Source organism: Pigmentiphaga soli, from assembly GCF_039541095.1.
GTDB lineage: Bacteria > Pseudomonadota > Gammaproteobacteria > Burkholderiales > Burkholderiaceae_B > Pigmentiphaga > Pigmentiphaga soli.
Window position 1 is genome coordinate 24,797 of the sequence record NZ_BAABFO010000012.1, and the last position, 24,415, is coordinate 49,211.

Annotated in this window: 23 protein-coding genes; 3 read left to right on the forward strand and 20 right to left on the reverse strand. The window is 67.8% G+C overall.

Going from position 1 to position 24,415, the window contains the following annotated elements; translation table 11 throughout:
- Positions 1–109 precede the first annotated feature (109 nt).
- The 17 genes from ABD927_RS13515 to ABD927_RS13595 all read right to left on the reverse strand — a co-directional run bounded on the left by ABD927_RS13515 (position 110) and on the right by ABD927_RS13595 (position 16,236).
- On the reverse strand, positions 110–820 hold the full coding sequence (locus ABD927_RS13515; protein ID WP_345250266.1) for a DUF2968 domain-containing protein: 711 nt from the start codon (positions 818–820) through the stop codon (positions 110–112).
- A gap of 162 nt (positions 821–982) precedes the next feature.
- Complete coding sequence (locus ABD927_RS13520; protein WP_345250268.1) at positions 983–2,350, reverse strand: sigma 54-interacting transcriptional regulator; 1,368 nt, start codon at positions 2,348–2,350, stop codon at positions 983–985.
- 48 nt (positions 2,351–2,398) lie between these two features.
- A complete protein-coding gene (locus ABD927_RS13525) occupies positions 2,399–4,519 on the reverse strand; it encodes a pilus assembly protein TadG-related protein (protein ID WP_345250270.1) in 2,121 nt (706 codons plus the stop codon).
- 27 nt (positions 4,520–4,546) lie between these two features.
- Complete coding sequence (locus ABD927_RS13530; RefSeq protein WP_345250272.1) at positions 4,547–5,086, reverse strand: DUF3613 domain-containing protein; 540 nt, start codon at positions 5,084–5,086, stop codon at positions 4,547–4,549.
- Positions 5,087–5,144: 58 nt separating this feature from the next.
- The gene (locus tag ABD927_RS13535) at positions 5,145–6,125 is read right to left on the reverse strand and encodes a tetratricopeptide repeat protein (RefSeq protein WP_345250274.1); all 981 of its coding nucleotides are present in this window, start codon (positions 6,123–6,125) and stop codon (positions 5,145–5,147) included.
- Positions 6,122–7,090 carry a type II secretion system F family protein gene (locus ABD927_RS13540; RefSeq protein ID WP_345250276.1) on the reverse strand — a complete coding sequence of 323 codons (969 nt, stop codon included), beginning with the start codon at positions 7,088–7,090 and terminating at the stop codon, positions 6,122–6,124. The genes ABD927_RS13535 and ABD927_RS13540 overlap by 4 nt, the downstream gene beginning before the upstream one ends.
- Positions 7,091–7,097: 7 nt before the next feature.
- Entirely contained in the window at positions 7,098–8,033 is a 936-nt protein-coding gene (locus tag ABD927_RS13545) for a type II secretion system F family protein (protein ID WP_345250278.1), read from the reverse strand.
- A gap of 37 nt (positions 8,034–8,070) precedes the next feature.
- Positions 8,071–9,420 carry a TadA family conjugal transfer-associated ATPase gene (locus tag ABD927_RS13550; RefSeq protein WP_345250280.1) on the reverse strand — a complete coding sequence of 450 codons (1,350 nt, stop codon included), beginning with the start codon at positions 9,418–9,420 and terminating at the stop codon, positions 8,071–8,073.
- A gap of 52 nt (positions 9,421–9,472) precedes the next feature.
- On the reverse strand, positions 9,473–10,789 hold the full coding sequence (locus tag ABD927_RS13555) for a CpaE/TadZ family protein (RefSeq protein ID WP_345250282.1): 1,317 nt from the start codon (positions 10,787–10,789) through the stop codon (positions 9,473–9,475).
- Between the two features lie 33 nt (positions 10,790–10,822).
- Positions 10,823–12,154, reverse strand: a complete 1,332-nt coding sequence (locus ABD927_RS13560) for a type II and III secretion system protein family protein (RefSeq protein WP_345250284.1) — start codon at positions 12,152–12,154, stop codon at positions 10,823–10,825.
- Positions 12,155–12,167: 13 nt separating this feature from the next.
- The gene (gene cpaB / locus ABD927_RS13565; RefSeq protein WP_345250286.1) at positions 12,168–13,151 is read right to left on the reverse strand and encodes a Flp pilus assembly protein CpaB; all 984 of its coding nucleotides are present in this window, start codon (positions 13,149–13,151) and stop codon (positions 12,168–12,170) included.
- 27 nt (positions 13,152–13,178) lie between these two features.
- Positions 13,179–13,685 carry a TadE/TadG family type IV pilus assembly protein gene (locus tag ABD927_RS13570; protein ID WP_345250288.1) on the reverse strand — a complete coding sequence of 169 codons (507 nt, stop codon included), beginning with the start codon at positions 13,683–13,685 and terminating at the stop codon, positions 13,179–13,181.
- Between the two features lie 9 nt (positions 13,686–13,694).
- Complete coding sequence (locus tag ABD927_RS13575; RefSeq protein ID WP_345250290.1) at positions 13,695–14,279, reverse strand: TadE/TadG family type IV pilus assembly protein; 585 nt, start codon at positions 14,277–14,279, stop codon at positions 13,695–13,697.
- Positions 14,280–14,331: 52 nt separating this feature from the next.
- A complete protein-coding gene (locus ABD927_RS13580; RefSeq protein WP_345250292.1) occupies positions 14,332–14,901 on the reverse strand; it encodes an A24 family peptidase in 570 nt (189 codons plus the stop codon).
- 6 nt (positions 14,902–14,907) lie between these two features.
- A complete protein-coding gene (locus tag ABD927_RS13585) occupies positions 14,908–15,138 on the reverse strand; it encodes a Flp family type IVb pilin (RefSeq protein ID WP_345250294.1) in 231 nt (76 codons plus the stop codon).
- Between the two features lie 76 nt (positions 15,139–15,214).
- The gene (locus tag ABD927_RS13590) at positions 15,215–15,388 is read right to left on the reverse strand and encodes a Flp family type IVb pilin (protein WP_345250296.1); all 174 of its coding nucleotides are present in this window, start codon (positions 15,386–15,388) and stop codon (positions 15,215–15,217) included.
- A 110-nt stretch (positions 15,389–15,498) separates the two neighbouring features.
- Positions 15,499–16,236: an MHYT domain-containing protein gene (locus tag ABD927_RS13595; protein ID WP_345250298.1), complete on the reverse strand. Its 738-nt coding sequence runs from the start codon at positions 16,234–16,236 to the stop codon at positions 15,499–15,501.
- A gap of 423 nt (positions 16,237–16,659) precedes the next feature.
- Between ABD927_RS13595 and ABD927_RS13600 the strand changes: the two genes are divergently transcribed.
- The 3 genes from ABD927_RS13600 (at position 16,660) to ABD927_RS13610 (ending at position 21,346) form a co-directional block, all read left to right on the forward strand.
- A complete protein-coding gene (locus ABD927_RS13600; RefSeq protein ID WP_345250300.1) occupies positions 16,660–18,357 on the forward strand; it encodes a ShlB/FhaC/HecB family hemolysin secretion/activation protein in 1,698 nt (565 codons plus the stop codon).
- Between the two features lie 281 nt (positions 18,358–18,638).
- A complete protein-coding gene (locus ABD927_RS13605) occupies positions 18,639–20,753 on the forward strand; it encodes a collagen-like triple helix repeat-containing protein (protein WP_345250302.1) in 2,115 nt (704 codons plus the stop codon).
- An 11-nt stretch (positions 20,754–20,764) separates the two neighbouring features.
- Positions 20,765–21,346, forward strand: a complete 582-nt coding sequence (locus tag ABD927_RS13610; RefSeq protein ID WP_345250304.1) for a MarR family winged helix-turn-helix transcriptional regulator — start codon at positions 20,765–20,767, stop codon at positions 21,344–21,346.
- A 105-nt stretch (positions 21,347–21,451) separates the two neighbouring features.
- Here ABD927_RS13610 and ABD927_RS13615 read toward each other — a convergent pair whose 3' ends face one another.
- The 3 genes from ABD927_RS13615 to ABD927_RS13625 form a co-directional block, all read right to left on the reverse strand.
- Positions 21,452–22,264 (reverse strand): amidohydrolase family protein, encoded by an 813-nt coding sequence (locus tag ABD927_RS13615; RefSeq protein WP_345250307.1) that lies wholly within the window; start codon positions 22,262–22,264, stop codon positions 21,452–21,454.
- Positions 22,265–22,287: 23 nt separating this feature from the next.
- Positions 22,288–23,277 carry a Bug family tripartite tricarboxylate transporter substrate binding protein gene (locus ABD927_RS13620; protein ID WP_345250309.1) on the reverse strand — a complete coding sequence of 330 codons (990 nt, stop codon included), beginning with the start codon at positions 23,275–23,277 and terminating at the stop codon, positions 22,288–22,290.
- A gap of 133 nt (positions 23,278–23,410) precedes the next feature.
- Positions 23,411–24,334 carry a LysR family transcriptional regulator gene (locus tag ABD927_RS13625; protein WP_345250311.1) on the reverse strand — a complete coding sequence of 308 codons (924 nt, stop codon included), beginning with the start codon at positions 24,332–24,334 and terminating at the stop codon, positions 23,411–23,413.
- Positions 24,335–24,415: the final 81 nt, after the last annotated feature.

Genomic DNA, 24,415 nt, shown 5'->3' on the forward strand with positions numbered 1-24,415 from the left:
TACGCGCGCCCCTCAGGGGGCGATGCGGGCGGACCGGCGGAGCCGGATCCGCCGCATCCTGGAGGGGGGGCGGCGCTCTATGCCGGCACTCTTCATGCCGGCGTAGCGTTCAGCGGGCGCGGCGCTTGGGCTGTTGCGCCGTGATGGGCGCGACGCGGGATTTCTGCGTTTCCAGCGAGCGGATCTGGCGTTGCAGGTAGTCCAGCTGCTGGCGCGAGGCCTGGCGTTCGGTGAGCAGCGCGGCGGCTTCCTTGCGCGCCTGTTCCTGGCGTGCGGCCACTTCCTGTTCCTGCTGGCGCTGCACGGTCAGGTCGTTCTGCAGGATGCCGAGCCGGGCTTCCTGGGCAGCGATGACTCTTTCGGTACGGGCGCGCTCGGCGTCGAGCTTGATGGTGCGAATGTCCACATCGGCCAGCTTCACGGTCTGGTCGACGAAGGTCTTGTAGAGCTGCTCCGCCTGCGACTCGGACACGGTCTTGACCACGCGCCAGAAATTCTTTTGCTGGAACATCGCCACGTAATAGGTCAGGTCTTCCGGCTTGAACAGCAGGCTGGCGCCGTAGTGGCCGTTGTAGGTGGTGCGCAACTCGTTCAGCGAACGGCTCTGGATCAGTTGCTGGAGTTCGGCAATGGTGCTGTTGGCGGCAACGTTGTCGGCGCCCGCCGCGGCCGGCGCGCCCGAGGCCGGCACCGCGGACACGACCGGCGCATCGGCGGGGGGCGCCACCGGCGCGTCGGCCGGCAGCGGGTTCGATTGCTTGACGACGGCCGAACCGCCGCCAGCGGCGCCCTGCGCCTGCGCGAAAGCAACTACCGACACCCCCGAAAGCAGAAGCCCAAAGCCCACTCTTTGGATCAATCTGCGCGTTGTCGTTCTCATTGCGGCTTTCCTTGGTCTATGAACTGTCGGCAATACGAGCGTAGGGATTCTAATGGAAGGCCGCAGGGCAAAACCAGGAATTCAAAGGCTTTCTCCCCTCTGTTAATCGAATTCGCCTGCAACTTCGGTTTCCTGGCCCACGATTTGATATTTCCGCATCTTTTCCCACAACACTTTCCGGCTGATGCCGAGATAGTTGGCCGTGTCCTGCCGGCGCCAGCCGTTGGCGTCGAGCGCGCTGACGATGCGGTTGCGCTCGGCCGTCTCCTGCGGGTTGCGCTCCACGCCCGCCGGCGGGCGTTCCAGCCGGTCGTCCAGCCCGGCGAAAATGCGGCCGATGCGCTCGCGGTCCCAGGCGCGGAACTGCCTGACGGTGATGCCCACCCGCTCGGCCACGTTGCGCAGCTCTCGCACGTTGCCGGCGAAGCGAGTCTGCGCCACCAGCGCCGCCAGCCAGTCGGGCGTCTCGTCGCCGCGCTCGGGCAGCACCTGCGCCAGCAGGGATTCGAAAATGGCCAGCTTGTCGACCGCGCCGCGCTCCTCCAGGCTGGGCACGTTGAGCTCGATCACGGCCAGGCGGTAATACAGATCGGCGCGGAACAGGTCCTGGCGCACCAGTTCGCGCAGGTTGCGGTGAGTGGCCGCCACCAGCCGGAAATCCACCTCGATCTCGGTGGCCGAGCCCAGGCGGGTGACGGTGTTCTGCTCCAGCACCCGCAGCAGCTTGACCTGCTGGTACAGCGGCAGGTCGCCGATCTCGTCCAGGAACAGCGTGCCGCCGTGCGCCTGCTCGAAATACCCTTTGTGGGCGAAGGTCGCGCCGGTGAACGCGCCCTTGGCATGGCCGAAGAAGTGCGATTCGAACAGGCCGTCGGGAATCGCGCCGCAATTGACCGCCACGAACGGCCCCTTGCCGTAGCGCCGGTGCCCTTCGTGCAGCAGTCGCGCCACGCGCTCTTTGCCGACGCCGGTTTCGCCGTGGACCAGGACGTTGGAATCGCAGTCGGCGAAGGTCTCCACTTCCGACAGGAAGATCTGCATGCAGGCCGATTTGGCCACCAGCGGCTCGCTGGCGCGCGCGGACCGCGCGCTTTCTCGCAGCTCGCCGGCCAGCTTGAAGATCATCGAGCGCAGCTCGGCGGCGGTGAAGTCGGGAGTCAGGATGTTGGAGTATTCCGGCGGGAATGAGCCGGGGTCGTGGCCGCGCGCCTCGGCCGCCACCCAGATCACCGGCATGCCGTGGCCGGCCTGCCAGTCGCGCGCGCTGAAATCGGGCTTGTCGATCGCGGTGACGGAGATCACGGCGATCGAGGTGCGGTTGCGCACCGTCTCCGGCGATACCGCGATCGTGTCGGCGCGGATCACGTCGACGTCGTAATTGCCCAGCGCGCGGGCGACGCGCTCGGCGATGTCGGATTTGCCTTCCCAGACGTAGACGTCGAGGTCGTCGTTGTTCTGCCGGTTCTTCATGGTGGGTTCGACATGACTTCGTGCGCGCCTTGCGTGGATCGATGGACGTCAATAAACGAGCCGCGGCGCGCCGCAGTTCACGGATAGGGCGGAGACGTCGGTCTGGCCGATGCCCAGGCCCAGCGTCTTGTTGATGATGGACTGCAGTACCGTGCTCAGGCTGTCGAGCACCGGTTCCAGGGCGTGCACCGCCATTCCCAGTACCGCCGCGATGGCCGAGTCGCCCTGAAGCATGTGTTCGACCCGGCATTGATCGCCGCCCAGTACGCACAACAGGCCGCTGAGCGCATCGCCCACCGTGTCGAGCAAACCGTTGACCAGCCCGCTCACCAGCGCGGCTAGGCCGCCGGAGCCGCCCTCCGAGCCGAAGCCGGACAGCTGCTGCCCGAGCCGCGTCAGTTCGCCCTGGACCGCCGACGCCGTGTTGCTGGTGCCGAGCAGTGCCTTGGCCAGGCTGGTCCTCGCCGCGCCGTTGCCGGCATTGGCGAGGCCGGACGCGCTTCGGTTGCCGAGCAGGTCGTTCAGCAGGCCATCGCCGATGGCGCCGATGATCACCTCGGCCACGTTTTCGACCAGATCGGCGAGATCGATGTTGTCGTCCGGCGAAACCGTTACCGTCTCGGGCTCCTCCCCGAACTTTGGCGCCGTGACGCGTACCATGTCCGGACTCGACCCGAATACCGTCAGGGGCGGCACCCAGCTCTTCAAGGGAAGGCCCAGGACGGTCAGAATCGGGTACCGGTCGACGATCTCGTCGCAACTGTTGGACGGCGAGAAGAAGCCTTCCGTGTCGTCCATGTGCGGAAACTTGCCCACGCACAGCTTGGCCACCGACGACTGCACCGAGATATCGGCCTGGCGCGGCGCCAGCCCGGGCGCGCACATGTTTTCGAGCGTGCCCTTGGATTGGGCCACCTCGATCAGGATAGGCAGATCGATCTTGGTTCCCAGCACGTTGAGCAGCGTGCCGACCACGGGCATGGTATCGCTGTGCAATCTGATATAGAGCCTGACCTGCGCGCTGTTGGCCGACGTGCCTTTGCCGCCGATGGCAATGGTCGGCGGCTCGATCACGCGCAGCCGAGCGTCGACCAATCCCACGACGGTGGAATCCGGGATATTGACCAGGTTCTCTCCGTTCGCGAGGCTGAGCGAAGTGCCTATCAGGTCGAGCACGTTGACGTCCGCCTTCATCGCAGCGAGCTCGTTGGGCGCCTGTACCTGCGCGAACACCCCGGGCTGGCTCTCGGTGCCGAACAGGCGGACGGGCAGATCGAGCGGGTTGGCCGCCCCGAGCAGGCTCAGTTGTCCCTTCAGGGTGCGCAAGGCCTCGGCCTGCACCTCGGCCCCTTTGGTGGCGCTCAACGCATCGGCGGTGATATCGAGCAGGCCGCCCAGCCGCAGGTCCTTCAACTGCGCGGCCTCGTCCGCCGTCCCCACGTCGAGAATGGCCGTGGTGGGCAAGTTCAGCGCCGACAGAAGACCGGCTGGCGTGACGTTGACTTTGGCCAGTCCGGCGGCGCTCAGCGCGTCGATCTGGGCCTTGCCGAGCCCGATCGTGGACAGCAGGTCGTACAGCAGGCCTTCGGGGTTCAGGCGCACCAGGCGCGAACCGATGGAGAACGCGGCGACCGGGTCTTCACGGGTGGCCACCGCGTCGGCGGCAATGACCGTGTCGCCGGTCAACGGCAGCAGGCCGGGCATGGTACGGCGGATGGTGACCCGGACGGCGTTGTTGGCAGCGCCCTTGGATGCGCCGAAGTACATTTTGGCGCCGCTGCGGCGGTCGCCTTCTAGCATCGGGTCGGGAGCGACGATCGTCTCGCCGCTGGGATCCCACCGCTTGCACTGCACCGATAACTGCTGGCCGTCGATGGTGGCGTCGGCCGGGCCGAGATTGGCCTTGATGCTGTCGAGCGCCGCGTTGCTGGTTTCGGGCGGGCAGGCGCCGGCGGCGTCCTTGGGCAGCACTTGCGCGCCCGCCAGCGCGGCCAGGTCCGCCGCCTTCTGGTACTCGCGCTTCATGTAGAACAGATAGCCGAGGTCGGCCGCGCCCAGCAGCGCCGCGCACGCCAGCAGCGCCGCCGCGGCTGCGATCAGGACGGTCCCGCGCTGGCCCGCGCGGCCCGGAGGGCGGCGGCTGGAGCGGCGGCTGCGTTCGTGGCTCATGGCTTCACCTGCTGCGGATCGGAACGACTATTGCGACGGTTGCGACGTCGTTTCGTAGAACTCGGGAATGGGATGGCCGAAGCTGTCCACGTACCGGCTCCAACTGCGTGCCGCGGTGGCGCCCAGCGTGGGCAAGGGGGGGCCGGCATAGCGGCCCTCGGCCTGGGCCCGCAGCACCGCGCGGGTCAGGGCGCCGTTGGCGGTCGAACCGGTCCACGGCACCGTCCGCGTTGCGGAGCGTTCGCCCGGGCCGGCGCCGACTGCCGCGCCGGGCTGGGCGCGGTCCGCGGTTTCGGCCTGGCGGATGGCGCCGGCGCCGGGCTGGGCGGCAGCCGTCGTACGGGCCGGCGCCGGCACCTGCCTGACCACTGGCGATGCGGGCTGCGCAGGCTGTTGCGCCTGGACGGCGGGGATGCGCTGCTGCGCAGGCGTCTCCTGCGGTATCGGCCCGGTAAGCGGCGCGCTGATCTGCGCGGCCGCCAGCGCCGGCAGGGCCAGGACGACGGCGAGCAGGCGATGGCTGGACGCTGGGGAGAAGAAGGACGAGCTGTGGCGTGGGCGTTTCATGATGGATTCCGGTTCGTTCGAGTCGGGCTGGCGGACGGCATGGACATCGATCGCCGCTTCATGGTCCGGACGAGCCGAACCGGTCGAGCATGGTCTGCATGGGCATGGGGGTTTCGGGGTCCGTGGGCATGCCGGCCATGGCCGAGCCTTCGTCCCTGACGCTCCCGATGGCGGCCGGCGCGGATACGGCCGGCACCTGCCGTACCACCGCGGCACGCACGGGCCTGGGCATGGGCGCGGACATGGGCGCAGGCCCCGAAGCCGGCTTCGCCTCGGGCACCGGGCCCGCGACCGCGGGCTCGCGCTGCGCCAGCATCTCGCTGGCCATCGAACGGACCGCCTGCCGCATCTGCGGCGACAGGTCCGCCTTCTTCATGACGGCCTCCGCGCGGCCGGGATCGCCCGACACGAGCAGCAGCAATGCCAGGTTGCCCAGGATCCTGGGATTGTCTGGCGCCAGTTCGGCAGCCTGGGCGATGGGGAGCCGGGCCGCGCGCGTATCGCCCTGCCGCAGCAGCGCGTAGCCGAGGTCGCTGACGATCAGCGCATTGGTCGGATCGCGGCGCGCCGCTTCCTTGAACGCGGCGACCGCGGCCGGATAGTCGCCGCGCGCGGCCGCCAGGAGCCCGAGCCCCTGCGAGGCCGCCGCGGCCACTTCGCTGTCGAGCAGGCGCCGGTAGACGGCCTGGCTTTCCGCGGGCTGGCCCGCCTCGCGCAGGGCATGGCCGCGCAGCAGTTCCACGTCGGGCGCCGCGCCGTACTTCTGCTCGAAGGCGTCGATGTGCGCCAGCGACGCGAAATAAAGGCCCTTGTCCTGCATTTCCCTGATCAGAGACAGGTACATGCCGCGGTTGTCGGCGGCCGGCTCCTTGCCGGCCGCCTGCTGCCGGGCGATCGCCTCGTCGCTGGCCTGCCTGGCCATCAGCCCGTAGCCGCCCTGCGGGGCCGAGCAGCCGGCGGCCAGCAAGGCCGCGGCCAGCGCCGGGACGGCGGCGGCCGCCAGACGCCGGCGGCGCGCGAGTGCGGGGATCCCGTTCAATTTCCCAACCCCGACAAGCCGCGGAACAGTGCGAGAAACCCCGCGCCCGCGGTCACGATCAACAAGGCCGGCAGCAGCGTCAGCACCATCACGCCCGTCATCTTGACGGTCAGCCGGCCTACCCGCTCTTTCAGTTCCATGCGGCGCCGTTCGCGCACGCGTTCGGAAAACTGCTTGAGCGGCTCCTGGACGGCGCCGCCATGGCGGTCCACCTGGACGATGAGCCGGGCGATCGCGCCCAGGTCGTCGATGCCGAAGCCGTTGGCCAGGCGCTGCAGGGACTGTTCGCGCGACAGCCCGCGCGCGTGCTGGTTGACCGCGATCTCCAGTTCGCCAGCCAGCACCGGCATCACGCGGCGGAACTCGGTCACGATGATGTGCAGGCTCTGGTCGATCGACAGCCCGACGCCCTGCAGCAGGCGCAGCAGGTCGATCAGCATCGGCAACTCCTCGGCCGCCTGCCTGACGCGGCCGGCGGCGATTCCGCGCAATACCCACTTGGGAATCATGTAGCCGAGCGCGAAGGCGACGAACATCGCGAGCATCGCGGCCGTGCCCTGCCCGCCGCGCAGCGCGAACCACGCGGCCACCGGCGCGCCGACCGTCAGGACCAGGCGAATGAAGACGAACTGGGCGCGGGCGCGCTCCGGATTCTCGAAACCGCAGCGGTCCAGCAACTGGCGGTCTTCTGCGGCCAGCAGCTGGCTGCCGATGCGGCCGGACTCCCAGCGCTGGCCGAGCTCGGCCGTGCCGTCGAAGACCGACTGGATCCGGGTGCGGCGCGGCGACGCGGCGGCAGCCAGCGCATCGGAGAAATCGGGCTGCTCGCGCGCCACCAGGGCCTGCTCGACCACCCGCTGGCTGCGCGTCTGGTACAGCGCGCGCCGCAGCAGCGACATCCCGAGCACGAGCAGCGCCGCCGCCAGCAGGACGATGGCCGCGGCCATCAGCAGTCTTGGATCCATGCCCGCCTCATACCGACTTGGCCATGCGGTACAGCCAATACGAACCGGCCAGCTGCAGCAGCACCGCGCCCAGCAGCATCGCCCTGCCCGTCGTGTCGTTCCACATGCCCATGAACAATGCGTTGTTGAAGATGATGATGAAGCCGGCCACGCCCACCGGCAGCAAGGCCAGAATCCATGCCGACAGCCGGACTTCCGCCGACATCGCATGCAGCTCCTCGCGCGCCTGCTGCAGATCGCGCATGAACCCCGCCATGCGCTCCAGCACCATGTCGCTGCGCCCGCCGAAGCGCAATGCGACCCCGATCACTGCCCCGACCAGTTCCAGTTCCTGTATCCGGTACAGCCGTGCCGCATGGAACAGGGCCTGGTCCAGCTCCATGCCGGCGCGATGCAATTGGTTGGCGCGTTCGAGCACCTCCAGCAGCGGCGCCTCGGCCAGCGGCGCCGCGGTGTGGAAGGCCGACCCCAGCGCGTTGCCGATGGTCACCAGGCGGACCAGCGCATCGATGAAGCCCGGCAGCTGCTTCACCATTTTTCGCCGCCGCTTGTCGGCCTTGAGCCACAGGTGGAACGCCGCGGCGGCCACCGCCAGCAGCAGCGCGACGACGGCGCCGAGCGGGCCGCTCAGCAGCCAGACCGCGAGCGGCAGCGCCACCAGGGCAGCGGCCAGCGGCAGATAGAATCTTGGGCCGGCATCGACGCCGGCGCGCAGCAGCAGGTTGTTCCACCGTCCGGCCAGGCCGCGGGCCGGACGCGCCTGCAGCATCCATCGGTGTTCGGATTCGGCAGCCGCCGCCTGCACCGTGCTGCCCAGCTGACGCTCGACGAAGGCCTGCGTGGCCTGGCGCCGTCCCCGCGTCACGGCATCCTGCCACAGCCACACGCCGCCGGCGGCCAGCAACAGGGCCACGCAAGCCATGGCCAGGATCGCCGGGTTCATTGGAACGGCCTCCCGTGGGCAATGGGGCCAATGGCGTTCATCCTCGTCCCCTCGACCAGAACCCGCCCCCGGACGACGGCGGCGGTTCGGGCGGCGACGCCCGCAGCTGGTCTCGGAACTTGGCCAGCTTGGGCGTATGCGGATGGATGCCGAGCGAGATCCACCTGTCCTTTTCCTCGCCGTCCGGACCGACGAAGCTTTCGTAGCGGTACAGCTCCTGCGTGGCGATGACGCTGTCGCCCATGCCGGTGACCTCGGTGATCGAGACCACGCGCCGCCTGCCGTTGGACAGCCGGGCGATCTGCACGATGAAGTCGAGCGCGCTGGCGATCTGGCGCCGCAGGCTGTCCTCGCTGCCCTGGAAACCGGCAAAACCGGCCAGCATTTCCATCCGGTACAGGCATTCGCGCGGCGAATTGGCGTGGATGGTGGCCATCGAACCTTCGTGGCCGGTGTTCATGGCTTGCATCATGTCCATCACTTCCGAGCCGCGCACTTCGCCCACCACCACGCGGTCGGGCCGCATGCGCAGGCTGTTGCGGATCAGGTCGCGGATGGTCACGGCGCCGGCGCCCTCGAAGCCGCCCTGGCGCGCCTCCAGCCGCACCACGTGCGGATGGTTCAGCGAAAGCTCGGCCGTGTCCTCCACCGTCACCACCCGCTCGGTCTCGGGAATGAAGAAAGCCAGCGCGTTCAGCAGCGAGGTCTTGCCCGAACTGGTGCCGCCCGACACCAGGATGTTGCAGCGCTCGCGCACCGCCAGGCTCAGCAGGCGGTGGATGTCCTCGTTGAAGGTGCCCAGCGTGAGCAGGTCGCTGGGCTTGAGCGGATCCTGGCGGAACTTGCGGATCGACACCATCGGGCCGTCCACCGCCAGCGGCTCGATCACGACGTTGAGCCGGCCGCCGTCGGGCAGCCGCGCGTCCACCATCGGGCTCGACTCGTCCAGCCGCCGGCCGAGCGGTGCGATGATGCGGCGGACGATGCGCAGCAGGTGCTGGTTGTCGGTGAAGCGCAGCGTCTCGCGCTGCAGCACGCCGCGCCGCGACACGAACACGTTGTCGTAGCCGTTGATGAGAATGTCTTCCACCGCGGGATCGGCCAGCAGGTCTTCGAGCGGGCCGAGCCCGGCCAGCTCTTTGGTGAGCGCGGCGGCCACCTGGCGCAGCTCGCTTTCGTTGATCGGCACGCGGCGCAGCCGCACGAAGCTGTCGACCTCCAGATCGACGAATTGCTGGATGGCGCCGCGCGACCAGCGGCCGAACTCGGCGCCCAGTTCTTCGATGCGCGTCAGCAGGTGTTCGTGCGCCGCCGCCTTCACGTCCTGGAAGCGCTGTGTATTGACGAAGGCCACGCCGTCGTCGGCGAACTCGATCGAAGCTGTCATTGGCGCACTCCCCGCGCGGCTTCTCCAACAGGCCGGTTGCTGTCGTCCATTCCTACACCAGATACTTGTGCACGCCGGGCAGCCAGCGCGCCAGCCAGTTGTTGGCGCCCGCCTTGGCATGGCGGACGGTCATCAGCGAACAGACAAGTCCCTGCACCCCGCGCACATAAGGGTCGCGGTCCGACACTTCGTGCAGCAGCTTGCCCTGGTTCGTGCTGGCCATCAGCGCCGGCGTGCGATCGGGCAGCGTGGCCTGCAGCATCACTTTGAAACGCGAGGCGATCTGCTCGGCCGTCATGCCGTAGCGTTCGTCGTAGCGATTGACGATCAGCCGCAGCAGCGCGCGGTCGATGCCGCGTTCCTCGAAATCGCGCAGCCGCTCGGCAAGCGACACGATCGAGCCGACCGACTGGTCGGTGACCAGCCAGGCGTGATCGGCGGCGCGCACCATGCCCGCAACGAAGTCTGGATTGGAAAAGCCGCCCAGGTCGGCGACCAGCACGCCGAAGTGCTCGCGCAGCTTGTCGAGCAACGCCAGCGAATCCCCATGCGATACCGTCCGCATTTCGCCTAAATCGCGCGGCAGCGACACCACCGCGACGCCGCTGGCGCTGCGCGCCATGGCGGTGTTGACGAGGGTATCGTCGAGACGGCGCACATTCTGCACGGCCTCGGCAAAATGGAAATTGCCGGCCACGTTCAGATAGAGCTGGCCATCGGCGACCGGCCATCCCAGGTCCAGCAGCATGGTTTGCGATTCGGCGCGCCCGCGGGCCGGCTCGGCCGGCGGCGCGGGCGCGGCGGGCGGCGCACCGGGCGGCATGGCGCAGGCCGCGTTCTGCTGCAGCTGCGCCAGCGTGGACAGATGCGCCGCCAGCGTGGTGGCGCCGACCCCGGCGCGCACGCCCAGCAACACCACCAGCTGCCCGCGGCGCGGCCCGGCCGACGGGCCGGCCTGCGCATGCAGCACGCGGTGCACGACCTCGCGCACTTCGATTTCGTTCGCCAGGTCGATGAAGTCGCGCACGCCGGCGCGCAGCGCGGCAACGGCCGCCTCCGGCCGGGTCAGGGAACCTACGGCGACCACCGGCACGCCGGCCGCCGCGCGCGCCAGCTGGCGCGCGAGTTCCGCGGCCTGCGCGAGCTTGCCGGGATCGGCGTCGACAATGCCGAAATCCAGGAAGACGATGCTCGGGCTCAGTTCGAGCAGACGGGCCGACAACCGCTCCGGCATGCCCTGTTCCTGCACCGTTAGGCCATCGTCCTGCAGCACGGCGGCCAGGCGCTGGGCACTGCCGTCATCGGCGGTGAAGAACAGGAAACGGCGTGTATCGTACAAGCTCGACAATCCCTTAATACGCGCGTTCATGATCGATTCCCGAATGGTTCGTCTGCTGCGGAATCATTTGGAGAATCCGGGCACTTGGTCGCCGCTGGCCACGCCCATCAGGAAATGGCCCCATGCGTTGGCGGGCGTATCGGGCTTTTCCTCCTGGCCGGGCAGCGGCAGCGTCACGCCCCTGGCCAACGGGCGAACCAGGTGCGGCGTGACGACGATCAGCAGTTCCTTGTCGTTCTGCGAATACTCCATGCTGCGGAAGAAGGTGCCGATGATGGGAAGATCGCCCAGCAGCGGCAGCTTGTTCACGCTTGAAACGGTGTTGCGCGACACCAGGCCGCCGATCACGTAGCTCTCGCCGTCGCCCAGTTCCACCGTGGTGTCGGCGCGGCGGGTGATGATGGCGGGGATCTGGATGTTGTTGACCGTGATGCCGTTGGTGTAGTCGAGGTCGCTGGCCTCGGGCGCCACCTTCAACGCGATGCGGTCCTTGGCCAGCACCGTCGGCGTCAGCGTCAGGCCGATGCCGAAGGGCTTGTAGGTGACCGTGGTGGTGCCCAGGCCGCCGGCCTGCGGCACCGGCAATTCGCCGCCGGCCAGGAACTTGGCGCTCTGGCCCGATAGCGCCACCAGCGTCGGCTCGGCCAGCACGCGCGCCAGCCCGTTGGTTTCCAGCAGGCGCAGATTGGTATCGAGCAGGAAATTGCCGCGCGCCAGGCCCAGCGTCAGGTCGAAGGCCTTGCCGGCCGGCGCCAGCTGGCTGGCAAGGCCGAAGCTGAAGCTGCCGTGCCTGTTGCTGGCGGAGAAGTTGAAGCCGGCGTCTTTCAGCGTCTGCTTGCTGAACTCCACCACCTTGACGTCGACCTGCACCACGCCGCCGGCGTCGATCGTGCTGTTGTCGAAGACCTTGCCCTGGCCTACCGAGTCTTCCGCCGCCGCCAGGGACTGCCGGTGCGCCAGCAGCGACGGCGCGCTGCCGCCGAGCACCGCGCTGTCGCCGTAGACTTGCGTGCGCGCCCCGTCGCCGTCGGGCATCAGGGTGGCCAGGTCGCCGGTTACCCGTACCAGGTAGGCCTGCGGCGCGGCCGCGCCGCGCTGCCAGACCGACACCATGGTGGTGCCCGGCTTCTTGCCGACCACCAGCACGCTGCCCTTGCGGTCGCGCGTGCCTTTTTCCAGCACGACGTCGGCCACGGCCGGGTCGACCACCACCACGCGCTCGAGCGCGTCCGGTATGTTGAGCTGGTACTGGTCGCGCACGGCCACCGATATCTGGCGAACGGGTTCCCGCGCGGCGGCATCGTCGGCCGCTCCGGCCGGCAGTGCGGCCGCGCAGGCGGCCGCCGCCAGCCAGGGTGCAAGGCGGCGCGCGATGCCGGATTCGTTGTTGTTCATTCAGACTCCACCTTCAAAACCCGACCGTTTCGCTCTTGGTGCCGCGCACCACTTCCACCGTGTTCTGTTCCACCTGGGCCTTGGGCGCCGGCGCCCTGGGCCGTGGCGGCGGCGCCCGCCGCGGCGGCGCCGGCGGCGCGATGCGGCCGTCGCCGGCCAGGCCCCGCAGTTCCGTGCCGGCAAAGGCCAGGTTGTCGGCCTGCTTCAGCTCTTCCCTCTGCGCCGGCGTCAGCGTCGCCTTGGCCTGCAGGACCGGCGGCGCCTCGGGGAACAACGCGACGTTCGGCACCCCCGGATCGGTCGGATGGCGCAGCACCAGTTGCAGCTTGCCGTTCTGCATCGCCAGCAGCAGCCGGTTGACGTCGGCGGTCGGAACGGCCAGCACCGCGGTGCGCGCCGCCTGCCGGTTGGCGTTGTTCTGCGAAGACTGGCCTGCGACGGCCTTTTCCGCAGGAGGGTTGCCGTCCACCGACGCGGCGCCGTAGGTCAGCACCTTCAGGCGCGACAACAGCAGGCGGGATTGCGTCTTGTCGACGTCGTGGCCTTCCTTGAGCATGAAGAAGACGTCGACGAAGTCGCCCGGCGTGACCCGGTTGCCGGCGCCGACGACCTCGTCGACCGTCACCGCCACGGCCCGCTGGCCCTGCTCCAGCATCAGCGTCAGCCCCTGCACCAGCGAACTTTCCGTGACGGGCGTACCCGGTCCGATGTCGAAGCGGGGAATCTTGCCGGCCAGCTTCGACGGATCGGAATAGGCGCCTTGCGGATCGACCGGCATGCGCACGACCTTCAGCGCGGCCGCGTCGATCGGCGCACCGCCCGGCAACGCGGCCTGCGCGACCACGACGTCGAACTGGTCTCCTGCAGGCTGCACCGCCATCGGCGCGGGGCGCGCCGGCGCCGGCGGCGGCCGGCGCGCCAGCATGAAGGCGTAGACGCCCAACAGCACGGCCAGCAGCACCAGCAACACGGCCACGATCTTGCTTGCTTTATTCATCTATGCATTCGCCTTGTTGGAGTGCCGTCACGAGTCCGCCCGGCCTATCTGTACGGTCGCCTTGGCGCCCAGGTCCGCAGGCGTCCAGCTCTCGTTCCCGTCCTTGTTCCAGAGTGAGAGCAGCAGGCTTTCGAGCGGGACCAGCACCGGGATGGGAGGGTTGTTGCGGTAATCGGGATAGGTGGCCACGATCGACGCGCACACCAGCGCGGAGCCGGCGCCGCAAGCCGCGCCGGGATCCACGCTGCATTTGACGTCGGGGCTGAAACGCAGCAGCCCGCTCAGGGCCTGCCGGCATGCCTGTTCGCCGTACTCCTGCGGCGAAGTGTCTTTATCGGGCACACGGGCCAGCGACGCCTGCAGCATGGCGCGGGCGCCGTTCTCGACGGCGCGCGACAAGGTCTGCTTGACGATGAAGGCGACCGAAAAGCTCGCAATGCCGAACAGGATCGCCAGGAACAGCGCGAACACCAGCGCCAGTTCCAGGGCGGCGACGCCGCGCTGGCCGGAAAGGGGTCGGGAGCGACGATGCATGGCGCGGCTCTACTGCAGCATTTCGGGATCGAGAAGCACGGAGGCCGATCCCTCGATCACGTCGGGCACCAGCATGGAAACCAGCGGCACGACGGGAATGAGGGGATTCGACCGGTAGGAATAGCTGACGACGACTTTGGCCTCGCAGCCGCTGGCGTCGGTGCAGACCGGGGTGTCGGCTGGCGCCGCGTCGAGATCGACCCGGCAGCCGCCCTCGGCCGGCGAGCATGGCTTGGTGAGATAGGCTTCGCAGTTCGGAACAGCGCTGACGATGACTTCGTTCAGCCATTTGGCGCGGTCATCGGCGATCGCGCAGCCGTGGGCCAGCCGGCCCTTGAGCTGCAGCACCTGCGGCGCCCCTTGTGCGCCTGACGGTGCAGCGACGAAATACCGTAGCGTGGCGCGCGCGCCGTCTTCCGCGGCCAGTTTCAGCAGGTGCTGAGCAATCGCGATCAGGCCGATCGTCAATGCGCCGTAGAAAATGATGAAGAACACCGGGAAGGCCAGGGCGAACTCGAGCGCGTACGTGCCGTGCTGCGTCTGCCCGCCGCGTACCGCCTTCCGTCCCGCCCGACTTCCAGGATCACGTGCCATCGTTTCCCCCGACCACACCTGCAATCTCCGGACGACGACATCCGGCGACGATTCATCTGCCAAAAGCAACGCACAACAACGCGGCAACAGCCAGATACGCCGCATAGGGAATACCGCTCCGCCCATTGCGTTTCCTGGCCAGATAGCCTTCGGCCGCGCCAAACCATTTCCATTGCCGCACATGGAACTCCGCCAGATTCAACAGATACCCCTGCGGCGAAACGGAATTCGTGCGAACCGCCAACAGCGTTCCAGCTAGCGCGTGAATACCGGCCAGCACGCTGCCAATGATCCAGATGGGAAGCAGAAGCCCAGCGCCGAGAAAGAATCCAAGGGCCGCGAAAAACTTGACATCCCCAGCCCCCATCGCACGAAACAGGTAAAACGGCAGGAATAATGCGAACCCCACGGCCAAGCCCGTCACCGCCGCTGCCCAGTCATTGGCTAAGGCCTGACTGGCGGGGTAGTTTTCCAGCAAGGCCACGCAATTCCCCATCATCGCCAGCCCGACCAGCCAATTCGGAACACGGCGGGCCAGCATGTCGAAAACGAAAACTGCCAGGCAGAGCGCAACGAACAACGTTGCGCTCCAGCCTGCACCAAGAATTGCGACGGCTGGCATTTCGGCTCAGGACGGAGTCGCATCCGGATCCGGATCGGGTCCGGCCGGCGGAGTGACAGCATCAGGTGTACCGGCCGAATTCAGCGCTGTCGAAATCTTGCCCAGCAAAACATTGAGCTGGCCGCCAAGCGTAGTCAGGACCCCGATAATCACGACAGCAATCAGCCCGGCTATCAGGCCGTACTCTATCGCCGTCGCTCCCTCTTCATCCCTTACAAACTTCATCACTGCATTCATCGTTCTTTCCTTTTGCAGAACAAAGTCATTCGATTACACGCTCCCGGCGCCACGGCCGGGACCAGCCGCCGGCGCTTCACGTGCCAGCGCTATTAAGCGCAGTGGAAATCTTGCCCAGCAGGACATTGAGTTTGTTACCCAGACCAGTCAGGACTCCGATAATCACGACAGCGATCAGCCCGGCAATCAACCCATATTCAATGGCGGTGGCGCCCTGCTCATCCCTTAGAAACTTCTGGATTGCGTTCATTACTGCCCCTTGTACAGAAAACACGATTCATCAGAACATTCTTGCTAATCCCATTTATCACGAAGATTCGCCTATGATGCCCCCTTCCCCGTAACCCGGGCCGGTACCGTTCACAACCCATCCACCGCCGCCGCATCCCGCCGCGACTCCGCCAGCGCCACTACCAGCGTCACGCCGACCAGCAACATCGCAAGGTAGGCAAGCACCCCAGGATCCAGCTGGAATCCGTCTTCCGGGCGCGGCGTGGTGAAGACCGCGACGCCCATCGTTTGCCCCGCATACAGCTGCCCGCACACGGCGATCCCCAGGAGCACGGCCGCGCCGCCGCGCCAGCGCCAGCCTTCGCGCCGCGCCAGGCTCAGCGCCGCGGTGGCCAATACGACGGCGGCCAGAAGCATGTATGCCATGCCTTCCGTGTCCCATTCGACGTAGGCCTGCATCCGCATCGCCCCCATGCCGAGGAAATACCCGCCGGAAACCGCAACCCCGGCCAGCACGCCCGCCAGCATGTGCCAGCCCATGCCGGGCCGGCTTTTGCGCAGGCACCACAGCGCCGCCGCCGAAAATGCGAAGGCGATCGCCAAGGCAGATGCCGCCCCGGCCAATCCGTAGCCGACTTCCATCGGCATCGGGTAGATCGCCATGCCGAGAAAATACGCGCTCCATATCCCCACTGCCCCGAGGGTCATGGCCGAAACCGCCAGATACCCCCATTGCGATCCGTCCTCCAGGTTGAGGCTGCGGGCGAAGGCGCGTAGCGCCATATACGCGCCCAGCACGGAAACCCCGAATGCCAGGACGATCGGCGCCGTGCCGGCATGAAACGGAAAAATGTCCCCAGGCTGCATGCCCCGCCCCCACGAATCCGAATCGTCACAATTGCACAAGGTTGTTTCAGCCGCGGCCCTATAAACCTACAAGGTTGTTTCAACTCTTGTCAATATCCCTTCCGTCAATATTCTCCGCGCATCGGAAAATGTCAACGCGCAGATGATCAACGATCATAAACGCAATATCCTGCCAAGCGGAAAGTTGAAAAACATAATCGAAATATTGCGAATGAATCAAGATTGAGGAGTTTTCTACAACCATCGATTCAGTATCCAGCGGTAACGTCCCATAAACGTCCCACCCCGTTTTTATAAACGTCCCACAATCGTCCCATTAAGTTTTTTATTAAGGAAAACCCTTAGCTCCACCCCGGCCGCCGATTTTCCGGAAAACCCTGTGGCACACTTCACCCGCTTCGCATTCGCTGGGGAAAACCCGCCATGAAATCCCGCCGTCGGATATTCCGGTCTCGTTTCGCCCTGCTGCCGGCCGCGATCCTGGCGGGAGTCGCGCCGGCCGCCGCCCATGCGGCCGATAGCCCGGTACGCGGCAATCCGCTCGATTCGCTGCCTCCCATTCCCGCGCCGCGTCCGGCGCCGCCCCCCGAGGCCGTTGCGCCGACGCCGCAGTCGGAAGCGCTGCGCGCCACGCTGGCGCGCCGGCTGGTGCCGCGCAATTTCGACGTCAGCGGCGTGACGGCCATCGATTTCAAAGAGGTGGCGGCGATCCTCGAACCGCTGGCCGGCAAGGAAATCACGGTGGCCGAGCTGATCGCGCAGACCAACCGCATCACGGCGCTGTACCGCGAGCACGGCTATGCGCTGTCGTTCGCGTTGATCCAGTCGCAGGATTTCCGCGACGGGCTGGTCAAGGTGACGGTGGTCGAGGGCTATATCGGCAGTACGCGGGTGCAAGGCGATGCCGGCCCGGCAGCCGGCAAGCTGGGCGAATACGCAGCGCGCCTGCAGGCGGAACGGCCGCTCAAGCGGGCCACGCTGGAGCGCTATCTGAACCTGATGTCGACCCTGCCGGGCCTGAAGATCAAGCCGCAGCTGAACCTGCCGCGGCGCGCCGACGGTTCTACCGAACTGGTGCTGGCCGTGGATCGCGACGCGTTCCGCGTGGACGCCGGCATCAGCAACCTGGGCACCGGCACGCACGCGCTGGTCACCGCCACCATCAGCAGCATGACGCCGCTGGCCGAGCAGGTCCAGCTGATGACCGCCGTGCCGCGCGGCGGCGACCATCTGGAGTATTACGCGGCGTCGGCGGCGGTGCCGGTGGGCAGCGACGGCCTGACGGTGCGGGCCGACGCCTTCAGCTATCGGGCCGAACCCAGCAGCAATGTGCTCGAGGCGCAGAACCTCCAGCGCAACGTCCACAACCAGCGGGCCGGCATCAGCGTCAATTACCCCTTCGTGTTGACCAACCAGCGCTCGCTGATCGGCACCGCCGGCTTCTACGCCTCGGACAACCGCGACACCTACCGCAGCCGCGTCAACGGCGCCAGCGCGCAGATCGCCAATCGCGTCAGGGTGTTGCGGGCCGAGGCCGCCTATACCGAGAGCTCCGTGCTGCAGTCGCGCCGTATCGTCGCCGCCGTCTACAAAGGCATCGGCGGACTGGGCGCCAGCCAGAACGCGGCCGGCGGCCCGGATCTGTACGACCTGGATTTCACCCGCTATACGCTGGGCGTTACGCAGAGCCTGACGCTGCCGGCGCAGTTCGGCGTGTCGTTCGCCGCGCTCGGCCAGTACAGCAGCGATTCGCTGCCCACCTCCGAACAGCTTACCTTCGGTGGACAGCGTTTCGGCCGGGGCTATCCGGCCGGCGAGCTGGGCGGCGACAAAGGCTGGGGCGCCTCGTTGGAGCTGAACCGGCGCTTCGCCACCGGCCTGTCGTATCTGGCCAGCGTGCAGCCTTACGTAGCGGCCGACTACGCGAAGGTCAGCCTCAACGATTCGCGGTTCACGCTGGCCAGCGACCGGCTGACTTCGGTCGCGCTCGGCCTGCGCCTGACGGACCAGCGGCGCTATTCGTTCGACGTGAATCTGGCCAAGCCGGTAGGCGACCGGCCGATCAACAGCAGTGGCCGTCCGTTGCGCTTCAACGCCAACTATTCGTTCCAGTTCGAATAAACGCCGCACGGGGTTATCCGTTACGTAACGGCGGTTCCGGTGCTACGTAACGGCCGGGCCCGAAAGCGGCCGCAAACCCCTACGCGGGAGCCCTCCCGCCTCCATCGGTCACACCTTCGAGAAATCCCCGAAGTTTCGAATTTTCCTGTGTTTGCAAGGCTTTAGCGTGGCCGCGGCGCGCATCGCAACGCGCCTGCGCGGATCTCTGATGCGAATTGGCACAGGATTTGCACAAAGGGCTCGCAGGCACGTTGGACCGTGCTCGAAACAGGGGATCGAAAATGCAAACGGATAAGGCGAGACCCGGCACCAAGGTGCTGGTGGCGGCGATGGTTCTGGCTTTCTCGGCACTGGCCGGTTGTTCCAGCTCCGGCGGATCGTCGGGGCTGGTGGGCGGCGGCGGTGGCGACCCGACGAATCCGGGAGACCCGGGCAACCCCGGCAATCCGGGCAACCCGGGCAATCCCGGGAATCCTGGCGACCCGGGTAATCCAGGCAACCCTGGCGATCCCGGCGACCCGGGCAACCCGGGCAACCCCGGCGAACCGGGCAATCCCGGCAACCCCGGAGACCCTGGCAATCCCGGCAACCCGGGCGATCCGGGCAACCCTGGCGATCCCGGCGATCCGGGGAATCCCGGCGGTCCGTCGTCGCTCAACGGCACGCTGGCGCCCACGCTGGGCAATCTCGGCCAGGCGGTCGACAATATCGCCGACCATGGTCTGGCCGACACGGCAGCCAGCATCGGCCAGTCGCTGGACGGCGTGGTCACGCCGGTCGGCAGTGCCGTGACCGGCGTCACCCAGCAGGTCGGCGCGGCCACCGGCCTGGGCGCGCCGGCCGACGGGCTGCTGGAGCAGGTGGGCGGCGCGATCGGCAATGTGGGCGAGCAGCTCGGCAATAGCGGCCTGCCGGACGGACTGGGCGTGAGCGCGCTGGTCAGCGGCCTGGGCAATACGGTGTCCAGCACGGGCGACCTGCTCAACGCCAACCCGGACAATCCCAATCCGCTGGGCACGGTCCTGAACAACCTGACCGGCACGGTGTCGGACGTGACCGCCGCAATGGCGGGCGAGAACGGCGTGCTGTCGCCGGTCAGCCAGTTGCTGGGCGGGCTGGACAACACGGTCGACAATCCCGTGGCGCAGCCGGCGCTGTCCAACCTGGGCAATGCGGTCGACAACGTGGCCGATGTGGGCCTGGCCAACACGCTGGGCCAGGTGGGCGAGGGCGTGGACCATGTCGTGAGTCCGCTGGCCGGCCAGGCCACCACGCTGACGCAGGGCATCGGCGACAAGTCGCAGCTGGGCGAGCCGGTGGATCACCTGCTGAAGTCGGTGGGCAACACGGTGGGCGACCTGGGCGGCAAGCTGGGCGGCAACGTGCCTGGCGTCGGCGGCACGCTGGGCAACGTGGTGACGGAAGTGGGCCAGACGGTGGGCGCGGCCGGGGGCCTGGTGCACGCGGCGCCGGAAAATGCCAATCCAGTGGGTAACGTGCTGGGCAACGCGACCGATGCGGTCAATGCGCTGACGGCCGGCCTGGCAGGCGACGGCAGCCCGTTGGGCGGCGTGCTGGGCGGCGACGGTGGTCCGCTCGGCGGCGTGCTCGGCGGCGACGGTGGTCCCCTGGGTGGCGTGCTGGGCAGCATCGTTGGCGATGGTGGTCCGCTCGGTGGCCTGCTGGGCGGCGCCACGGGCGGCGATGGCGGTCCGCTGGGCGGCGTGATCGGCGGCGACGGCGGCCCGCTCGGCGGCATCGTGGGCACCGACGGCCTGTTGTCGCCGATCACCGGTTCGCTCGACACGATCCTCGGCACCAACGGCATCCTCGCGCCGGTCACCAGCGGCCTGTTGGCCGGCCTGGGCAGCGAAGGTCCGGGCCAGCCGATCCTCCAGCCGGCGCTGGCCAACACCGGCGGCATCGTCGACAACGTGGCCGACCTGGGCCTGACCGAAGCCCTGGGCAACGTCGGCGCGGCGCTCGACCCGGCCGCCAACGCGGCCACCGCGCCCGTCACCCAGCTCACGCAACAGATCGGCACGACGACCGGATTGGGCGTGCCGGTCGACAATCTGCTGACCCAGATCGGCGACGGCGTGAGCACGCTGGGCGGCGGCATTGCCGGCGGCCTGCCGGGCGGCAGCGGCGTGCCGAACCTGGTGGACGGCGTCGGCAAGACCATCGGCAGCCTGGGCGGCCTGGTGAACCCGTCGGCGCCGAGCGGCGCCAACCCGCTGGGCGCCGTGCTCAACAACGCGACCGGCGCGGTCAACGGGCTCACCGCCGGCCTCGGCCTGGGCGGCGCGACCGGCGGCAACGGCAGTGGCGGCGTCGGCGGCGCGCTGGCGCCAGTGACCGGCCTGGTCGGCGGCCTTCTCGGCGGCGGCCGCTAAGGAGACCGGGCATGCTGCATTGGGAGAATGCCATGGTGGGAACGTCGGGCGGATCGGCGCCGGACGGGATGCAGGCGCCGCTGGGCGGAGGCGCGGAGGACGACGGCCGGGAGATGCTGAACGACATCGTCACGATGCTCGGCCGGCGCCTGACGGTCTACACCTCGCTGTACCAGACGGCCCTGGCCGACCGGCTGGGGCTGAGCATGGCCGACGTCAAGGCGCTCGAACTGGTGATCGAGTTCGAGCCGGTCACCACCGGCCAGCTGGCCTGCCTGGCAGGCATCAGTTCGGGCGGCACGACGGCGGTGATAGACCGCCTGGAGCACAGCGGCTTCGTGGTGCGCGACAAGCACCCGCTGGACCGCCGCATCGTGGTGGTCCGGCCGGTGCCGGAAAAATGCGCCGAACTCGAACGCCACATGCGCTCGGTGGCCGACGAGGTGGCCCACATCGGCGCCCGCTACGAGCAGGAACAGCTCAGCGCCGTGCACGGCTTCCTGGCCCAATGCGTGCATGCGCTGAAGACGGAGGCGCTCAACATGCTGCGCGACGGCGGGGATCATCACGCCGAGCCGCGGCGGCCGTCATGAACAACCAGCCATAAGAGACCGTCCTCGAAGGCCGCTGCCGCGGCCGGGCAGGCTGACAGGCACGCGTCCTTTCCAGGGCCGTGCCTTTTTTCTTGCCTGCGCCTTTCAGCTGAAATAGAACGCCAGCGCGTTCTCGCCGAAGATCCGGCGGCGCGCCGCGGCATCGGGGATGGTATCGATCAGCCACTGCACCGAGGCCGCATAGGTAGTGTCGTTCTCGCCGCCCACGAAGGGGCAGTCGCTGGCCCAGAACAGCTTGTCGTAGCCGACCTCGCGGCATAGCGCGCGGGTGCAGTCGGCGATGTTGCCGCCCAGCCGGTAGGCGCCCGACAGCTTGACCCAGGTGCGGCCTTTTTCGATCGACCGCACCATGGCCTTGAAGCCTTCGCTGTCCACGCCTTCGACCGGGTCGGGCCGGCCGATGTGGTCGAGCACGATCTTGACGCCCGATTTCTCGAGCAGCGGCAGCACCAGCGGCAGCCGCGGGCCGTCCAGGTGCAGGTGGACGTGCCAGTCGAGGTCCACCAGGCGGCGCAGAAATTTGCGGTAGTCGAAGGTATCGAGGTCGGGCAGCTCGCGCATGCCGATGAACGGCAGCCGCACGCCGCGCACGCCCTCTTCGTGCATGCGATCGAGCACCATGCGCTCGATCGACGGCTGGGCGATGATGGTGCCGCGCAGCCGGGAGGACGTGCGCAGCGCCTCGATCGTGTAGTCGTTGTAGTCACCCCAGGGGCTGCCGGCGGCGATCACCGCCAGCCGCACCCCGTTGGCATCCATCGTCTGCAGCAATTGCTCCACCGTGAAGCCGTAGTCTGGCGCATGGCGCGGGTTGTGGACCAGCGGCATGTCCTTGCGGAAGACGTGTACGTGCGTGTCGATCAGCAATGCGTCGTCCAGGGGGGGCGTGAAGGTCACTGCAGGGCTCCTGCCAATCGGGTTCAATACTGCTGGGTCGGGATGCCGGCCTGCTTGATGACGGCGGCCCATTTGTCGATGTCGCGCTGCAGGATGGCGGCCATTTCCTGCTGGGTGCTGCCGCCGGCGGCGGTGCCGAGGGCTTCCAGGCGCTGGCGCACGTCGGGCATCTTCAGCACGGCGTTGAGCTGTTCGTTCAGGTACTTGATGCGGTCGGCGGGCACGCCGCCGGGGGCGAACAGCGCGTTCCAGCCGGTCACTTCATAGCCGGGCACGCCTTCGTCGCGCACTACCGGCACCTTGGGCAGCCAGGCCGAGCGGCTGGTGCCGGTGGCGGCGATCGGCGTGACCTGGCCGGCGTCGATCGCGCCCTTGAGCGCCGCATACGACTCGAACATCACATCGATGTCGCCGCGCAGCAGCGCGGTCAGCACTTCGGAGGTGTTCTTGAACGGCACTACCATGGCGTTGACGCCGGCCATCGAGCGGAACAGCTCGGCCGACAGGTTCTGCGTGCTGCCCGGGTTGATCGTGCCCAGCACCAGCTGGCGTTTCTTGCCTTCGGCCAGCAGCTCGGGCAGCGTTTTCAGCTTGCCCTTGGAATTGGTCAGCAGCACCAGGTCGAAATAGGCGACGGTGGAAATGGGCGTGAAGTCGGCCACCGGGTCGAACGGCAGCTTGAACAGCGTCTTGCTGATCGCCGTGCCGTTGGCGAACACGATCAGGGTGTAGCCATCGCGCGGGGCCCCCAGCGCGGCATTGGAGGCCACCACGCCGCCGGCGCCCGGGCGGTTCTCGATGACGACCTGCTGGCCGATGCGCTCGGACAGCTTCTGCGCCACCAGCCGCAGGGAAATGTCAGCCAGGCCGCCGGGGCCGAACGGAATGATGACGCGGATCGGCTGGCTGGGATATTTGTCGGCGGCCAGGGCCGGGAACGATGCGAAGGTCGCCAGGCACAGCAGCCACGGCAGGATACGGCGGGTGCGTTGCCGCAGGGTGCGGAAGATCATGATTGTCTCCGGTAATGGAAAGCTTTGTCCGGTACGTCCGCGGAAGACGAAGGGCCGGCCGCGAGCCTGCGCAGTCTAGGCAGCGCGGCACAGAGGGGCAAATGAATTGTTTGGCGCGATTTATTCGCGCCGTTCATCCCGCCGACAGGCTCAAGCGGATCTGGTCGATCGCGATGTCGCGCAGGGCCCGTTCCAGGCCTGACAATGATGCGTTGCGGCGCGTGACGAGGGCGAGCTGCCGGCTGATGGCAGGCTCTACCAGCGGGCGCACGACCACGCCGGTTCTTGCTGTGGCGCACAATGCCGGCACCACCGACAACCCCAGTCCGGCGGCGACGAAATCGAGCGCGACCGCCGTGTGCTGCGACTCGTAGCTCCAGCGGAAGGCCGTGCGGCGGTCGCCCAGCGCGTCGTCGATGGTGGTAGCGTTGCCAGCCGGCAGGCTGATCCGGATCAGCACGTCGTCGGTCAGCTGTTCCCAGTGCACGGCGGGTTCGCCCGCCAGCCGGTGGCCCACCGGGCAAACCAGCACGAAAGGCTCTTCGGCGAATGGTTCGATCGAAAGATCGAAACGGTGGGCGGTGGAAATCGTGATGCCGAAGGCCGCCGCCTCGGACTCGACGTGCTCGAAGATTTCATCGACGGCGCTGTCGAAGACACGCACCGCAACATCCGGATACAAACCCGCGAAGCGCCGCAGCACGGGCGACAGCTGGGTGGCCGCCAGCGTGGGCAGGCAGGCGAAGGCCAGCCAGCGCGGCGCGTTGTGGCGGTGCTGGCGCATCAGCTCGTACGACAGCTCCAGCTCGCGCAGGGCGCTGCGCACCCGCGGCAGCAGGGCGCGGCCGGCATCGGTAAGCGTGACTTCGCGCGTGGTGCGCGTCAGCAGCTTCATGCCGAGCGCGTCTTCCAGCTTGCGGATGCGGTGGCTGACGGCCGTCTGGGAAAGATTCAGGTGCGCTGCCGCCTGCAGGAAGCCGCCTTGCTCTACGATGCTGAGGAAGGCCTGCATGCCGAGGAAATCGATCTGCATCGGTGGACGGTCTCGCGCAGGCATGCACGGCATTCATTGCCGGATGCAAAACAATCATTTGAAGAGTGTGCCGCGGCCGTTTTAATGTAGCCGGCTACTCTCTCC

Coding starts and splice junctions, on each gene's coding strand:
- ABD927_RS13590 (WP_345250296.1), bottom strand. CDS start 15,388: ATGAACGCAATCCAGAAGTTTCTAAGGGATGAGCAGGGCGCCACCGCC.
- ABD927_RS13550 (WP_345250280.1), bottom strand. CDS start 9,420: ATGACAGCTTCGATCGAGTTCGCCGACGACGGCGTGGCCTTCGTCAAT.
- ABD927_RS13530 (WP_345250272.1), bottom strand. CDS start 5,086: ATGAAACGCCCACGCCACAGCTCGTCCTTCTTCTCCCCAGCGTCCAGC.
- ABD927_RS13520 (WP_345250268.1), bottom strand. CDS start 2,350: ATGAAGAACCGGCAGAACAACGACGACCTCGACGTCTACGTCTGGGAA.
- ABD927_RS13625 (WP_345250311.1), bottom strand. CDS start 24,334: ATGCCTGCGCGAGACCGTCCACCGATGCAGATCGATTTCCTCGGCATG.
- ABD927_RS13570 (WP_345250288.1), bottom strand. CDS start 13,685: ATGCATCGTCGCTCCCGACCCCTTTCCGGCCAGCGCGGCGTCGCCGCC.
- ABD927_RS13580 (WP_345250292.1), bottom strand. CDS start 14,901: ATGCCAGCCGTCGCAATTCTTGGTGCAGGCTGGAGCGCAACGTTGTTC.
- ABD927_RS13610 (WP_345250304.1), top strand. CDS start 20,765: ATGCTGCATTGGGAGAATGCCATGGTGGGAACGTCGGGCGGATCGGCG.
- ABD927_RS13540 (WP_345250276.1), bottom strand. CDS start 7,090: ATGGATCCAAGACTGCTGATGGCCGCGGCCATCGTCCTGCTGGCGGCG.
- ABD927_RS13595 (WP_345250298.1), bottom strand. CDS start 16,236: ATGCAGCCTGGGGACATTTTTCCGTTTCATGCCGGCACGGCGCCGATC.
- ABD927_RS13525 (WP_345250270.1), bottom strand. CDS start 4,519: ATGAGCCACGAACGCAGCCGCCGCTCCAGCCGCCGCCCTCCGGGCCGC.
- ABD927_RS13585 (WP_345250294.1), bottom strand. CDS start 15,138: ATGAATGCAGTGATGAAGTTTGTAAGGGATGAAGAGGGAGCGACGGCG.
- ABD927_RS13555 (WP_345250282.1), bottom strand. CDS start 10,789: ATGAACGCGCGTATTAAGGGATTGTCGAGCTTGTACGATACACGCCGT.
- ABD927_RS13600 (WP_345250300.1), top strand. CDS start 16,660: ATGAAATCCCGCCGTCGGATATTCCGGTCTCGTTTCGCCCTGCTGCCG.
- cpaB (WP_345250286.1), bottom strand. CDS start 13,151: ATGAATAAAGCAAGCAAGATCGTGGCCGTGTTGCTGGTGCTGCTGGCC.
- ABD927_RS13620 (WP_345250309.1), bottom strand. CDS start 23,277: ATGATCTTCCGCACCCTGCGGCAACGCACCCGCCGTATCCTGCCGTGG.
- ABD927_RS13545 (WP_345250278.1), bottom strand. CDS start 8,033: ATGAACCCGGCGATCCTGGCCATGGCTTGCGTGGCCCTGTTGCTGGCC.
- ABD927_RS13560 (WP_345250284.1), bottom strand. CDS start 12,154: ATGAACAACAACGAATCCGGCATCGCGCGCCGCCTTGCACCCTGGCTG.
- ABD927_RS13575 (WP_345250290.1), bottom strand. CDS start 14,279: ATGGCACGTGATCCTGGAAGTCGGGCGGGACGGAAGGCGGTACGCGGC.
- ABD927_RS13605 (WP_345250302.1), top strand. CDS start 18,639: ATGCAAACGGATAAGGCGAGACCCGGCACCAAGGTGCTGGTGGCGGCG.